General features: G+C 34.1%; 12 protein-coding genes. 1 reads left to right on the forward strand and 11 read right to left on the reverse strand.

Annotated features, from left to right (window positions below):
* Positions 1 to 87: 87 nt before the first annotated feature.
* Positions 88 to 2,901, reverse strand: a complete 2,814-nt coding sequence (locus PSR14_RS19370) for a dynamin family protein (protein WP_113732387.1) — start codon at positions 2,899 to 2,901, stop codon at positions 88 to 90.
* Positions 2,902 to 3,355: 454 nt separating this feature from the next.
* On the opposite strand from PSR14_RS19370, the gene PSR14_RS19375 reads away from it, so the two are divergent.
* Entirely contained in the window at positions 3,356 to 3,541 is a 186-nt protein-coding gene (locus PSR14_RS19375; protein ID WP_000461128.1) for a hypothetical protein, read from the forward strand.
* A gap of 389 nt (positions 3,542 to 3,930) precedes the next feature.
* Here PSR14_RS19375 and PSR14_RS19380 read toward each other — a convergent pair whose 3' ends face one another.
* The 10 genes from PSR14_RS19380 to PSR14_RS19425 all read right to left on the reverse strand — a co-directional run bounded on the left by PSR14_RS19380 (position 3,931) and on the right by PSR14_RS19425 (position 15,558).
* The gene (locus PSR14_RS19380) at positions 3,931 to 4,917 is read right to left on the reverse strand and encodes a choloylglycine hydrolase family protein (protein WP_061131611.1); all 987 of its coding nucleotides are present in this window, start codon (positions 4,915 to 4,917) and stop codon (positions 3,931 to 3,933) included.
* Between the two features lie 214 nt (positions 4,918 to 5,131).
* Positions 5,132 to 6,496 carry a sensor histidine kinase KdpD gene (locus tag PSR14_RS19385; protein ID WP_000413918.1) on the reverse strand — a complete coding sequence of 455 codons (1,365 nt, stop codon included), beginning with the start codon at positions 6,494 to 6,496 and terminating at the stop codon, positions 5,132 to 5,134.
* Positions 6,484 to 7,146 (reverse strand): response regulator transcription factor, encoded by a 663-nt coding sequence (locus PSR14_RS19390; protein WP_098486980.1) that lies wholly within the window; start codon positions 7,144 to 7,146, stop codon positions 6,484 to 6,486. Before PSR14_RS19390 ends, PSR14_RS19385 begins: the two co-directional genes overlap by 13 nt.
* A 41-nt stretch (positions 7,147 to 7,187) precedes the next feature.
* Entirely contained in the window at positions 7,188 to 7,946 is a 759-nt protein-coding gene (locus tag PSR14_RS19395; protein WP_000279845.1) for a lantibiotic immunity ABC transporter MutG family permease subunit, read from the reverse strand.
* Between the two features lies 1 nt (position 7,947).
* Positions 7,948 to 8,700 (reverse strand): lantibiotic immunity ABC transporter MutE/EpiE family permease subunit, encoded by a 753-nt coding sequence (locus PSR14_RS19400; protein WP_001055399.1) that lies wholly within the window; start codon positions 8,698 to 8,700, stop codon positions 7,948 to 7,950.
* A gap of 3 nt (positions 8,701 to 8,703) precedes the next feature.
* Positions 8,704 to 9,408: a lantibiotic protection ABC transporter ATP-binding protein gene (locus PSR14_RS19405; protein ID WP_001002802.1), complete on the reverse strand. Its 705-nt coding sequence runs from the start codon at positions 9,406 to 9,408 to the stop codon at positions 8,704 to 8,706.
* A 238-nt stretch (positions 9,409 to 9,646) separates the two neighbouring features.
* Positions 9,647 to 11,590 carry a DNA mismatch repair endonuclease MutL gene (mutL, locus tag PSR14_RS19410; protein WP_098486979.1) on the reverse strand — a complete coding sequence of 648 codons (1,944 nt, stop codon included), beginning with the start codon at positions 11,588 to 11,590 and terminating at the stop codon, positions 9,647 to 9,649.
* 8 nt (positions 11,591 to 11,598) lie between these two features.
* Complete coding sequence (gene mutS, locus PSR14_RS19415) at positions 11,599 to 14,277, reverse strand: DNA mismatch repair protein MutS (protein ID WP_061131610.1); 2,679 nt, start codon at positions 14,275 to 14,277, stop codon at positions 11,599 to 11,601.
* 181 nt (positions 14,278 to 14,458) lie between these two features.
* Entirely contained in the window at positions 14,459 to 15,001 is a 543-nt protein-coding gene (gene cotE / locus PSR14_RS19420) for an outer spore coat protein CotE (protein WP_001288798.1), read from the reverse strand.
* A gap of 125 nt (positions 15,002 to 15,126) precedes the next feature.
* The gene (locus tag PSR14_RS19425) at positions 15,127 to 15,558 is read right to left on the reverse strand and encodes a RicAFT regulatory complex protein RicA family protein (protein ID WP_000870462.1); all 432 of its coding nucleotides are present in this window, start codon (positions 15,556 to 15,558) and stop codon (positions 15,127 to 15,129) included.
* Between the last annotated feature and the right edge of the window lie 3 nt (positions 15,559 to 15,561).

Consider the following 15,561-nt stretch of genomic DNA (forward strand, 5'->3'; position numbering starts at 1 on the left):
AAGGGAGCAACTCATTACAGTTGCTCCCTTTTACTCTCTTATAACATGTGATGCAATTTCACATAAAAAATCTTAAATATTTTACTTTTATTCTGCACTTGTTTCTAACATTACATCTGTATAAGTATGATCATCACCCATATGTAAAATTACTTCACATTGACGTAATCTCAATTCAAAGAGCATGATAGAATCATGATAAACTTCAGGATTTGATTTCATTTTATGTAACATCTCTTGTTTTTCTTGTATTTCTAATTGCATATTTTCTACAGCTTGTTTCAAGGAGTTAAATGGATTCCTAAAGAAGATATGAATATCTCGCTCTTGTGTGTTTTCGAATAGCTCAAATGGCAAGAAAAATTTCTTCATAATAGAATCCGTTACCTCAGTATAATCTTCATTTTCTACATACTGTTTGTATTTGTTATATAACATAGTTTTATTTTTAGGAAGAACTCCAAATAATTTACCGGCACTTTTCAGTAAAAATTGTGCTGGCGTAAATCGACGTAAAATATTTACTTCATCCATTTGTATTCTAGTCGTCATTCTGTCAGTATCTCTGCGCCAGTCATCCAACACTTTAAAGTCACATTCTAACTGTATTCGATTTTCTCCAAATAAAGAATTAAGTCCTTCACTAAGTTCTTCTAAGTACGATTGACTTTGAAGGAGCTCATTATGAGAAGTTGCAATCCAATTTTGCATAGAAAGAGCAAGATGAGGTAATACCGTTTGTTCTAAATATTTATGCACTCTTTCATTCATTGCTTTATTTAGTTGCGTATCCATGTGACCGAAATCGCTTTCTTCACTTATTAAATCAGAACAACTCTGTAATACCTTCGGTATATTTTCAGTAAGATCATTCGTAATTTCCGTTTTCATTGTACGATATGACTCTGTAATGAAATGAATTTTTTCCCTCTCAAATGCAGTAAGGTTATTCATGCTACCGTTTAGTTTCACTAGCATATCTTCATTCCACTTAATCGCATCCACTAGATTGTTTTCTTTCTCAACGCGTTTAGCTAAAAGATATGTAATTGTTTTTCGGATGAAGAACAATAGCTTTTCAGTACGTTCTGCATCAATATTTTTATAATTAAAGTTAAAATGAATAAACTCAGTTAACTCATTCAATTGTTGATTACTCGTATATAACGAAGAATAAGGGAAAATCCTCGCATGCGGGAAATATGTGTTTATTCTCGCTGCCGTATCATGTAATACTCTTTTCACTTCTGCTTCACTATAAATGTTATCGATTTTATTTAATAAGAAATGCACTTGTAAATTTGGTGTATGCTCTTGAATGCTTAATAGAATATCACGCTCTTTATCAGTAAAAGGTGAATCCGCATTCAATACAAACAATAATTCATCCACAGAATTTAGATATTCAAATACCTCATCCCTAGTGTCGTTATTCCTATTAAAGCCAGGTGTAACTACAAATGTAAGTTTATTTTCACTTAAAAATTTGCATGGTAATTTAAATTCAACACATGCTCTATCTCTATACGTTTGATGGTGTTGAGACATCATATTATGATAATCAGAGATATCTTCCGTTGTTGTAATTGCAGCATCTGTTATGGCGTTAATTTCTGTATGAGCATCATTTTTTAAAACTACTACATTTGAAATTGATTTTTCTAATAGATTTTCTCCTAATATAGAGTTGATAAATGTAGTTTTTCCGTTCCCTGAAGTTCCTGTTACTAAAATACGATTTGTTCTTAAATCTGCAAGTTCGTCAACTAACCATCTAAATCGTTGACCTATTTCTATATTGTTCTTTTGTGCCCACTGTGTAATAGATTCAAAAAGATGTAGACTGTACTCTAAACCATTCACATGATTCATAGAATATAACAGTAGCTTTTCCGCATGTTGTATATCGCCTGAATCTATTTTAGATGGAAAAATCTCATCCCATGCCAATACAGCTGCTGATGGAAATACAGCATAAGACGGATTGACTACTTTTAACCAATTTGTTAAAAGACTTGGAATGATATCGTGTAATTGTTTAAGCATATATTGCCCTTGAATTAATGCAAAGTATGTTTCTTCGTAAAGAGAAGAAATTTTGTCCCATATATCGGACGACTCTATTTCAATATGTAAGAAAAATTCATTTATTGTGTTAAGCCACAATAAGTAATTTTGTTCATTTTTATAACTGTTCCAAAGTGATGAAACCATTTGCGTAAATTGTACTTGATCTACATTATTTAATGTAACTAATGCATCATAAAAATAATCTGGTGAAATATGTTTAGTAAATCCTTTATCGATATATCCTTTTAACACCTCAAACCAAGGATAAGATTCTATTCGAATTAACTCATTCACAGCAAGCTCTACTGCACTATCAAAATCTTGTTGTTCCTCATAAAAGGAACGGGCAATTTTTGTGACATTCGGATAATCCGGATTTAAAGAAACCGCTTCTTTAATAACAGCGAAAGCTGCTTCAAAATTATTTTGCTCTATGTAAAGAGAAAGTAATTGTAATCTAATTTCTGTCATCAATATTATATTATCAGTAGCAATGGAAGTATAAACATTTTCAGCAACTGCTAATTGATTCAGTTCGAAATAAGCATCCGCAATATTTTTTTGTGCCCATGGTGCTAATTCATTACTAACCTTCTCCCATTTAAAAATAGCTGCTTCAAAATCTTGATGCTGATAATAAAATTCACCTTGCGCAAAACGAATATAAGATCCATCAGAAATCTCATTTTTTTCTTCGCTTATATAAGCTTCTCCAAGCACGTCAAGAGGTGGTTTTGTTACATTCTCCATTAGAAATGTTTCATAATACATCTTTTTTATTAATTGTTTTTCTATTCTCATCTTTTCCCCCACTATATCTTGAAAATACATTTTTAAGATATGTCAACACTTTATTTATGTATGTTTTTTATCTTAACAAAGAATATCTTTTGGAAAATTTCATTTTCCTTTCATTTTTCAAGTTAGATTGAATTTTTATGAGAAAAGTTTCAGTTTTTTTTCAATTCCCTTTCAGTTATGAAACAGCATTAAATGTTCCTAATAACATAATAACACTATAATATTCCGCATTATATTATCAGGAAAAACCTATATGAATCATATTATAAAAACAATTTATAACGAATACATATGCAAAAAACACCTCCCCAAACAAATAACAAAAATCAATATCATATATTTCACAAATTATTTTCCTTTAAAATATTTCAGTAGTTTCGTAATTAAATTCCATTAACCTCTATAAATAACTAGTCCAAAAAAAATCTATATGCATATCATGTTATAGTAAAGAATTCAGGAAATCCTAAAAGGAGGCATTTTCATGTTTGAAGATAAATCTAAAATAAACTACCCATATGAATTTACCGAAACTACAACAATCCCGCTAAAAAACCCTATCAATAAAAATTTCAAAAACGGCTCTGGTACACATACTTTCCCAATTAAGAAGCATTATAAAGAGCAGGTGCTATATACGGAAAAAATTAATAATAATAAAAATAAATAAGCGTATAGGCTCTTATAACAATTAATCAAATAAGAATCTATATTAGACCTTGTATAGTTATAGGTAATATATAAGTTTTTCTTATACAACTCATGTACTTTTAAAAAGTGCTGATATACAGCGCTTTTTTATACATAGATAATAGAAGAACCAAAAAGGTATGGATATGTTCCACACCTTTTTGGTTCTTTACTATTTATAAATAAATTCCACCTTCACTGCTCCTTAGCCAATGCTCCTAGCAGCAAATTTCTACTCGTTGGAGTCATTGAAGAAAGGAGTAGATTTATGATAAATCCCAAAGTTAAAGAAGTAGCCAAGAATGATATAGGTCATTATTGCCCTATTATATATATTTAAAAATTTACCAAATGTTGCTTCAAAGCTACTTAGTTTTCATAAAATATTTTTTGTTTCCGTTGGAACGGATAGGCTTTAATCTCATCTGTATCTAAATTTTCATGAAATAAATGAACAGCTATAATTTGTCTACAATCGTAAGTATGATAATAATATGTTCCGGATTCCATACACATTACGCTTGTATATATGGTATTATCTAATGCACCTTCTTCTGTTATTACTCCACCTTTAGGAACCTCACAATTTGATAAGATATGAAAAAGGGCTGATACTCCCTCTTCTTCGCTATCTATACCTTGAATGTTTTGTTTGCCATATGCTGCCCGCACAAATCTTGAGGGTGGAGTGAAATCCCCTGGAAGTCCCATTGAGCCCGATCCCTGACCAAAAGCACTTAATGGTAAGTTACTCCACTCTGTTGGCGCGAATGGCTGCGATTTAAGACCTATGTATTGTCTTAAATTTTGCAAATGCCAATTAAACTCCGGACTATTCGTCATCACTCCTAGTGGGTTGTCATACATTTTTAATCCTTCATTTGTCGGCTCCAGTACAATACAATCTCCCCATTTATCTGCCAAAATCCAATGTAGTGGTGGCGTAAGTCCTAAATCCGGTAACGGTATATCCAAAAAGGTAAGGCTATCTACAGATTTCTTTAACTCTTTGACAGAATTGAATTGTGTAAGACTCCAAGTCACAAAATCAAATGGAGCTAAATTCGTTTTATTGTCATCTATGCTTTGACTATACGTAGCGAATCCTGGAAAATAGAGTGTTGCACATGTCATACCTGCTTCATTTACTCCGTCCGCCATAATGATCCTTCCTTGATGATTAATTCCCATTCCGACCGTAGCATGTTTCGTATTAATGATTTCACCAGTTATATTATTCCACTGGTAATGTCGAGGAATGATTATTACTTCTTGATTCATATCTAATGTGAAGTCCATCGTTCTTGCAAAAAGATGCTGACCGTTTTTTGTCTCTAATGTCAAACTAGTACACATAAAGAACACCCCATTTTATGGTTTTATCTACACTTTACATAATTCCGATAAGTCTGTAAATTAAAAACCTCTTTCCTTACAAACAAATTAAGAACGTACATATAAATTACAAATAGGTTGAGGTTATCTCTAGTTTATAAATGAATTTTTAACATATAGTTGTAAAAGAAGTATATTAAAAAGGAGCGAATTGTTATAATCTGCCCCCCTCCCTCTACTTCGCTGATATTTCCAAAACAACTTTTGCACCGTACAGCTTTTTCGAATTACTTAAGTAAAGATTTCCACCGTGTTGCTTTGCAAAGCTTTTAGCAATGTATAACCCCATTCCATGATGATCTTTGGAGTTTCTACTTTTATCTCCCCTATAAAACTGCTCTGTAGCTGAATGCATTTCCTCTTCTGTAAACCCTCTTCCCGAGTCCTCTACAATAAATTGCAGTTTTTCACTAATCATTTCCACTGAGAACATCAAGTCACCCTTTGTCGGAGAATATTCAATTGCATTCATCATTATATTCATAATTGCTCTTTTCAAAGCGGTCTCGTCAATAGGAATAAAATTTGGTATGTCCTGAACATTTTCAATTAGATTTAACTGTTTGCCTAAAACACAAATTGCACTTTCTTCTATAATATTATGAATAAAGTCTCGGAGATCTGTTTGCTTGAATTGAAGTGGAGCGCCTTCCTCACATTTCGTAATATCGAGTAAAGATTTCATATATATTTCCATCTCATCAATACTTTTCAAAATATGCTCATTACATTTCTTCTGATTTGAATCTAGCATTGATTCATTTAATAGCTCTGCATTCCCTCTCAATATCGTTAACGGCGTTTTAATGTCATGTGCCAAAGCAGCAATCTGCTCTCTTCTATTTGTTTCCATATTCCACTGTGTACGTAACGAATGATTTAATTCATCTTTCATTTTTACTAAAGAAGTTAATACTTCATTCACTTCTTTTATTTTAGATTGTTCCACTTGAAAATCTAAATCTTCCTTTTGAATTTTATCTGTTACCTTTCTCAAAATCATCATTTCCTTTGACAATGATTTACCAAAAGAGCGAGATAGAAATATCACTTCGGCAACAAATAGTAGAATAAAAAGAACAATTTCACAAACTTCCGGACTCGGTAAATACTTCTGCAAAATAGGATTTTTAAAAGTAGCGTGTAACGTATATAGAATGACACAAATATCTTTATCGCGTTCTATAATTGCATAGTAGTACGTACTGTCACCTTTTTCATCATTATGTATGTTATTCCATATTTGTCCTGCATAATCTTTATTAATACTCCCTTGTATAACGTTTCCTGAAAAATCATACAGAGCATATTTATATTGTTTTAAAATTTGATCATCTTCCTGTTCCGCTTTAACTATAGCATCTCTTTGCGACTCAATCTGTTTTTCATAATAATTTGCTGGTAAGATTATTTCTGCGTTAACTCCAACTTGGAATAGAATCATAAAAAAAGTCACTAAAGCAATCGTCCCTATTGAAAATGCAAAAATATACTGTATTAAAATCTTACTAAGGTTGACTTGCTTTTTCATTTTCTCCATTTATAACCAATTCCCCATACTGTTTCTATTGGATTCATGCCATACTTAGATAATTTATGACGGATATTTTTAATATGTTCCACAATTACTTGGTTATCACTTTCTCCCTCATAACCAAAAACATTTTCGTAAATCTTTTCTCTTGAAAATACTTGTCCATGATTCAAAGCTAGATATTCGCAAATTCCATACTCACTTTTCGTAAATGCGATAGATGTATCGTCATACCATATTTCTTTACATGACAGATGAAATGTAAGACCTGACAGGAAAAATGCATTTTGCTTTTCTCTATGCTCACGCCTTACATGCGCGGATACCCTCGCACGCAGTTCTCCAATTCCAAAAGGTTTTGTAATATAGTCATCTCCACCGAGACTAAGCCCTGTGATTAGATCCTTCTCCATTGTTTTGGCTGTTAGAAATACAATTGGACTATCAACCAAATCCCGTATTTCCTTACAAAGTGTAAAACCATCTATTTCTGGCATCATGACATCTAACAGAATTAAATCAAAATGACAAAATTTTCCCTTTGGTATAGTAAGAGGATTACTAACGGCTGTTACCTCATGACCTTCTTTCTCTAGAGCACTTTTTATAATGTAAAGGATGCCGTCTTCATCATCAATTGCTAATATTCTTGCCATATAGAATCCCTCCCCACTCTTCCATTATAATAAAATTACACTTACATTTCTTTGCGTCCTTCATAAAAGGAAAACCACATAAGAGAAATAACAAATGCAATGATCGTGAAACAAACACAAATCACTGCTCCAGTTGCTGCCTCTACTGCTAAGACACGAATAGAACTAGGACTTAATTTGTATCCCAAAAAATAATTGCATAATCTCGCGCCCCATGCACACGGTATGTATTTCCAAATTACATCCCCCATCCCTGTAAGCATTAAAGCTGCCAACAAGCTTTCTATAATTCCAATCCCAATGGAAACACCTTTACTAAAGCGAAAATTTAAGAACAGATGCCATATATACATAAAGATTTGACAACTAAAAAGAATGAATGAAATTTCAACATACAAAGCAAATGGAATTTCATTTTGTCCTAACAGAAAATGAAAACCTGTCGCAAACCCAACGACTGCCAACATAGTGGAACAAAACCCACATATTAAAAGTAAACATACTTTACTAATTAACGCTTTACGTCTTCCGTATTCCGTTGATAAAAGTTCTTTAAAATTTCCTGCCAAAGCTTCCTGTTCCACGACAGAAGAACACACTATGCTAATTAGCAACGGAAAAGATATCGATAATACTTGTATATAGCCTGAAACTTTATTTATAGAATCAAATTTTGAAAAGGAATAATAACTTAAAAAAAGAGCAATACCGATGATTGGCATCGCTACATGTATCCAGAAAAAAATCGTGTGTTTCATTTTTATAAAATCAGCTCTTAATATCCTCGACAAAACCGCCATATTATTTTGCCTCCTGCTTTTCAAACCACTTTGCCGTCACATAAGTGAATAACAGGAACAACACAACAGAAATTACTATGCCTGGCAAAATCACATCGTAGGAAAGTAGTTCTGGTTTAAACGTTACACTTCCGGTTTCTGCATACAAACCATTTGGTAGTATTTTCAAAATAGGGATCATCAGTCTACTTGGATATGTGTATGGACTAATCATCCAAATATTTTTTGTTGCCAATACAACTCCAAAAATTCCATTTGCCCCTACATTCAACAGAAGCGTCGGAAATAGACCTATTTTGTTACCTAAAAACAAGCAGATTGGAATTTGCCACATAAAAGTAACGATTAAAAGAACGCTTCCTAATAGTGCATTTACCGTAGGAATGATGCGGAAATTCTCTTTATTTACTAGTAAACTAGATAACTCGATTCCACAGAAAAACAGTATGCATGAAAAACTCAAAATCCCTAAAATTAGTAATACTTTAGAAATCCACACTCGTTTTAATGAAACTGGTAACGATAAAATGGAACGATTATTCATTTTTTTATCTTTCTCCGCAAGAAGTACACAACTTAAAGAAACCATTCCCGGAAGCATCGTAATGTACCACCAGTTGTAACTAGATAATTGAAAATAATCCGCCGATAATAAAAAGGCAATTAGTATTGTAGCAAATGGAACTAGCCATATAAGTTTATTCAAAAAAGTATGTCTAATTTTAATTTTTTCAGATGCAATATATAGATTCATTTCTTATGCCTCCCTTCTATACTTTCCAGCCACTTGTACAAATAAATCTTCCAAGTCATCATTCTTATTCAATTTCCCCTGATACCCCAATACACCACCTGATATAATCCCAACATGATCTGCAATTTGACTTACTTCGCTTAAAATATGACTCGATAAAATGACCGTAATTCCTTTTCCAGGAAAGGATAGAATGAGTTTTCTTAATTCCTGAATTCCAAAAGGATCCAGTCCATTCATCGGCTCATCTAATATTAAAAATTTCGGATGGTTCAGCAATGCAATCGCAATTCCCAGTCGTTGCTTCATCCCCATAGAAAAATCCTTCGCTTTTTTCTTATCTGTATTCTCTAGCTCCACAATATGCAATACTTCATCAATCCTTGATTTAGGCAAACCTAAAACAGTCGTACGAACCTGCAGGTTTTCTCTTGCTGTTAAATTTTCATAAAGCGGAGGAGACTCAATTAAAGCACCAATAGAATGTAGATCGTGCCGCGTCCATTTATGACCATCAAAGTAAATCTCACCAGAAGTAGGTGTAAGCATGCCTGTTATCATTTTTAAAGTGGTCGATTTCCCCGCTCCATTAGGACCTAACAATCCATAGATTGAATATTTCGGTACAGAAAGCGAAATATTTTGTACGACACTTTGCTTTCTAAATGTTTTACAAAGATTTTTTGTTTCTAACATAATCTCATTCATCCTAAACTTCCTCCTCGTATATTGTAATTCTAGAATAAATGATAATTATAAGGATTCTATAAGGAAAAGAAAAAACATTGAGAGAAAAAGAAGTTTTTACATGCAACCTGTATGAAAACTATGGATTCATATAATTTTTCTATAATTGGTTACAGATGAAGAATTTATAAAAAAAGAATATCTAAACAAAAAAGAAGCGATTTATTTCATCGCTTCTTTTTATTAAATCATATTATCCCTACATAACCCTCTTAAACATCTTCTCCAACTCATAAGTAGAATGATGCACAAGAATTGGTCTTCCGTGCGGGCATGTGTATGGGTTTGTTGTTGTACGAAGTTCTTCCAGTAAAGCAAATATTTGATCGTTCGTTAAATATTGATTTGCTTTAATTGAAGCTTTACAGCTCATCATGATGGCTGCTTCTTCACGTAATTTTTTAATATCAACTTTTTTTAGTTTAACGACCTGCTCCATCATTTCATCGATAATTTCTGTTTCTTGCCCTTTTGGGAACCACGTTGGATGCGAGCGAACGATAAAGGATTGATGGCCGAATTGCTCCAAAAATAGTCCAACTTTTTTTAGTTCTTCTAGTTGCTCTTCGACACGTAAAAATTCGGTAAGAGATAAATCGATACGGTATGGTACGAGTAGTTCTTGTACTTCTTGTGCTACTCGTCCTACTTTATCACGGAAGTATTCATAATTAATACGTTCCTGCGCGGCATGTTGGTCAATCATATATAAGCCTTTATCATTTTGAGCGAAAATATATGTTCCATGCATTTGTCCAATTGGATAAAGCGGCGGTAAATCATTACCGTTCATTTCGATTTCTTCTATTTCCTGAACTTCTTCTTCTAATTCCTCTAGTTCAAAATCCTCTTCGTTACTGTCCCACGATTTCTCTTCTCGAATCGGTTCTTCCATTATCGGTTTAGTAGATGGCTGCCAACTTTGTTCTTCTCTTACGAGCGATTGTGGTGGTTGCCATTCTTGTTTTGGCGGTTGCCAAAGCTGCGCTGGCTGTTTCACAGCCTGCGGTTCTTCTTGTTTTTCATCCATGCCCGTCGGTAAAACGATCTCCGGCATGGATGGTTCTTTCGGCTTCGCATGCTCAAACTGAAACTGTTCTTGCACACTTTCATCTTTTTCTTTTTTCTTCGTTGTTACACCTGCATCTGGAATGAGCTGTATTTTTTTGAATGCTGCTTGCAATGTTTCTTCGATAAGCTTTAGTAATTCTTGTTCTTTACTAAAACGAACTTCTAATTTCGCAGGATGTACGTTAACGTCAACTAGCATTGGATCCATTTCAATCGATAAGAAGCCGATTGGATATCGTCCGACTGGCAATAATGTATGGTATCCTTGCTGAATAGCTTTCATTAATACGAAATTTCGAACGTAACGACCATTTACGATTGTTGACATATAATTTCGAGATGCTCTCGTTACTTCTGGTAATGTTACATAGCCTTTAATTGTGAAATCTAAAGATTCCGCTTCAATTGGAACAAGCTTCTTTGCAACTTGAATGCTATAAATCGATGCAAGTACTTGTCTTACATCACCATTTCCTGATGTATGAAGCAATTTCTTTTCATTATGAAATAGCTTTAACGATACTTCTGGGTGTGACATTGCAATACGATACACGATATCTGTAATATTCCCAAGCTCTGTATGAATGGTTTTCATATATTTAAGACGCGCTGGTGTATTAAAGAATAAGTTTTGTACTGTAATATCTGTTCCTTTTCGGCTCGCTGTTTTCTCCTGCTTTATAATGTCTCCACCTTTAATAATAAGGTGCGTACCAGGTGCATCACCTGTGCTAGTGATTAATTCTAATTCACTAACTGAGGCAATACTCGGTAATGCCTCGCCGCGGAAACCGAGTGTTCTTATGCGAAACAGATCGTTTTCATCTTTAATTTTGCTCGTCGCATGTCGTTCAAAAGCGACGATACAATCTTCTTCTGCAATGCCGTCCCCATTATCAATGATGCGAATTTTCGATAAACCAGCTTCTTCTAAGTGGATTTCAATAGATGTACTATTCGCATCGATAGAATTTTCCACAAGTTCTTTTACGACTGAGGCAGGGCGCTCTACTACTTCCCCTGCCGCAATTAAGTTAGAGAGTTGATTATCTAGTTTGCGAATTTTACCCATCTACTTACTCATCCTTTCTTTAACTTTTTTTGTAAGCGATACAGTTCGTTCATCGCTTCTAAAGGTGTCATATCAAGTAAATCAATTTTTTTAATTTGCGTCAGTACTGCCGTTTCTTTTGCATCTAAAACTGGCTTGTCTTGTTTTTTCGAAGATTGTTCTCCACCAAAGAATGATAGTTGTGATTCTTCTTCAGTCTCTGCTTTCGTCTCTTCTATTTCTACTGGTTCTTCTTTTACAACTACAGGCTCTGGAATAACTTCTTGCGCCTGCGCTTTCACTTCTACACGCTTTGGAATAATAATTTCTTCCTGTCCTTCAAGTTGCGCTAATACTTCTTTCGCTCGAGCGATTAAGCTATCTGGAAGCTCTGCAAGTTGCGCAACGTGAATTCCGTAACTTTTATCTGCTGCCCCGTCTTGAATTTTATGAAGGAATACTACTTTTCCGTTCTCTTCAATAGCTGAAACGTGTACATTCTTCAGTTGATCTAAACTGTCTTCTAGCACTGTCAATTCATGATAATGTGTAGAGAATAACGTTTTTGCACCAATTTGGTCGTGAATATGTTCAATGATTGCTTGTGCAAGTGCCATACCATCATACGTAGATGTACCGCGTCCAATTTCATCGAATAAAATTAAACTTCTTTCTGATGCATTTGCAATGGCATTTTTCGCTTCTAACATTTCGACCATAAATGTACTTTGACCTGAAATTAAATCATCCGCCGCGCCAATTCTCGTAAAGATTTGGTCAAATACAGGTAATACTGCTTCTGTTGCTGGTACGAAACAACCAATTTGCGACATAACCGTTACAAGTGCTAATTGTCTCATATACGTACTTTTACCAGACATGTTCGGTCCTGTAATTAAAAATACATCCATATTCTCTGGCATAATACAATCATTCGGTACATACAATTTCCCGTTCAATACTTTTTCAACGACAGGATGACGACCATCTTTAATAAAGATTTCGCGCTTCGTTGTTAGTACAGGTTTTACAAACTGTTCTTCTTCACTAACTGTTGCAAAACTTTGCAGTACGTCTAATTCACTAATTACTTTCGCTAAATGCTGTAATTTCGGAATAAATACTTTTACTTCTTCACGAAGCGCTGTAAATAAATCGTATTCTAGTTGTACAATTTTTTCTTCAGCTTCTAAGATTAATGTTTCTTTTTCTTTTAGTTCATCTGTAATGAAACGTTCCGCATTAGCAAGCGTTTGTTTACGCTCGTAGCGGCCTTCTGGTAATGCTCCAAGGTTCGCTTTCGTTACTTCAATGTAGTAACCGAAAATACGGTTGTATCCAATTTTCAACGATTTAATTCCTGTAATATCACGCTCTCGTTTTTCAAGCTCAGCAATCCACGTTTTTCCGTTTTTACTCACATAGCGATATTGATCAAGCTTGTCATTATAACCATCTTTAATAATATCTCCATCTTTAATAGAAAGCGGTGGATTTTCTTGAATACTTCTTCCTAGTAATTCTGTTAAGCTCTCACATGGATCTGCACCTTGAATTAATCTCGCTGCATACGCGTTATCTAACAAACTAATCGCTTCTAAAATAGCTGGCACTTGTAGTAACGAGCGTCTTAACTGTAATAAGTCCCGTGCATTCACATTACCGAATGCAACTTTCCCTGCTAAACGTTCTAAATCATATACTTCTTTTAACTTTTCTTTTAAATCTTCACGCAAGAAGTAATCATTTACAAACGTTTCAACCATTTCTAAACGCTCTTCGATTCGTTCTTTCTGTATAAGTGGACGTTCCATCCACTGTTTTAACATACGACCACCCATAGCCGTTTTCGTCTTATCTAATAGCCATAATAATGATCCTGTTTTTTCTTTCGTTCGAAGTGTTTCTGTCAGCTCTAAATTTCGCTTTGAATGCACATCAATTTTCATAAATTGATTCGTATAATAAATTTCCACAGGCTGTAAATGATCTAATGAACGTTTTTGCGTTCTTATTACATAGTTAAATAAGCGTCCAACTGCTTTAATTAACTTTGCTTGTGAAACATTTTTCACAAGATGTTCTAACCCTTCAGGGATTGCCGTTGCATCTTCATATGAAATCGTCATTTTTAACGTTTCCGTTAACTTGTTTAGTTCATCTTTAGAAAAGGAAGAATCTACAACAATTTCTTTCGAACCAGTTGCATACACTTCTAATAAAATATCCTCTACTGAACCAGTCAATAACGTTACTGTATTTTGCCCAGTCGTTAAATCGTTACAAGCTAACGCATATGATCCATCTTCAAAATGTGTTAATGCGGCTAAAAAGTTATTTTCTTTCTCATCAATCGTACGCCCTTCCATCATCGTTCCTGGCGTAATTAATTGTACGACTTCACGGCGCACTACACCTTTAGCTGTTTTTGGGTCTTCTACTTGCTCACAAACCGCTACTTTATATCCTTTTTCAACAAGTTGTTCAATATAGTTTTTAGCCGCATGATACGGTACACCGCACATCGGTATACGTTCACTACTACCACCGTCTCGGCTCGTTAATGTAATTTCAAGTTCGTGGGCTGCTTTAACCGCATCCTCAAAGAACATTTCATAAAAATCACCTAAGCGGAAAAATAAAAAGGCATCTTGATAGTCTGCCTTAACTTTTAAATATTGCTGTATCATAGGCGTATATTGCGTCATACTTATCCTCCATAATTCTTACATAATAATCTATATTCATATATGTCACATTTCACGGACACTCTTATCTCCTATTTCAGGAGTCTTTCTTCATTATAGCACATTTCATTAGCAATCATGTTCATCTAAGCACCACTTATGTAAAGTAAAAAGCTAGGAAGAACTTCTCCCTAGCTTTCTATTACTCTTCTTCTGCATCAACGATAAAGTTCGGATCTAACTCTTCAAACTCATCATCTTCAATTTGGAAAGCATCATCTGATTCTACACAACCTTCAGGGTTTACACTTACACAAATTTTCGTTTCGCCAACTACTTCTGTTACAAATTCACGTTCTACCGTTACAACAATTTTATTACCATTTGGTGATACAAGAGCTTCTAAACAATTTGGTGGCTGAATGACACGAGCAATAATTTCTAAATCATCACCAGAAAAGTTTTTATCACGATATCCAATGCTTACTTCATCTGTGTAGTTTACACGTTCTGTTACAACTTCTGTCTTTGTATTGCCATCGAATGAATACCAAGTGTTCACATCATAGAAACCTTCAATTTCCACATGTTTTCCATTCTTTCTTGCTTCGTACGAGTGGTTAATTACCCAGCACCCTAAAATACTTGTTGGCTCATTATTCGATTCACATGTATGCGTTGACTTTGTATACTTACGTCCTTTTCCAACCACTGCTTTTGTAATAATCTCTCTAAATTCGGACATTCGTAACCCTCCTCAATCACTATTCACTTAATCATATGCGTGACAATAGCGGAATGTGTCATTCTTTTTTTCAGAAGAACTTACGTTTAATCCACTAAAAAAAGAGATGTCAATTCGACATCTCTTTAACAACCACAATTTCCTTTTTTACTTTCTACCGCTGCGCCCGTTTCACCCTTCAATACATCGCCATTAGTTGAAATTAATATTTCATCTGTTACGTTGTTAGAAATCGTACTTGCAACTAGCTGTAGTAAGTCATTTACATATGTTTGTGAAGATTTAAATTCTTGTACAACTGGGATGCTATCTAACTTATCTTGCAGGGCATCAATTTCAGCTTCTACTTTTTTCAAAGCTTCCCATTTCCCGTAATGTTGCAAGTTTACTGCTTGTTTTTGCAGTGCTTTAATTTCATCAATTGCGCGCTTCACATTTTCATTTTTATGAATTTGTGCCTCTGCTTTCTTAAAGAAATCAACTTCTTCTGTTTCAGAAATCATTTTTGCTAATTCTTTCGCTTGCTCAACAATTTCATCTTTCGAATATACTTTCATCTA

The sequence above is a fragment of the Bacillus sp. A01H genome, assembly GCF_045277205.1.
Lineage (GTDB): Bacteria > Bacillota > Bacilli > Bacillales > Bacillaceae_G > Bacillus_A > Bacillus_A paranthracis.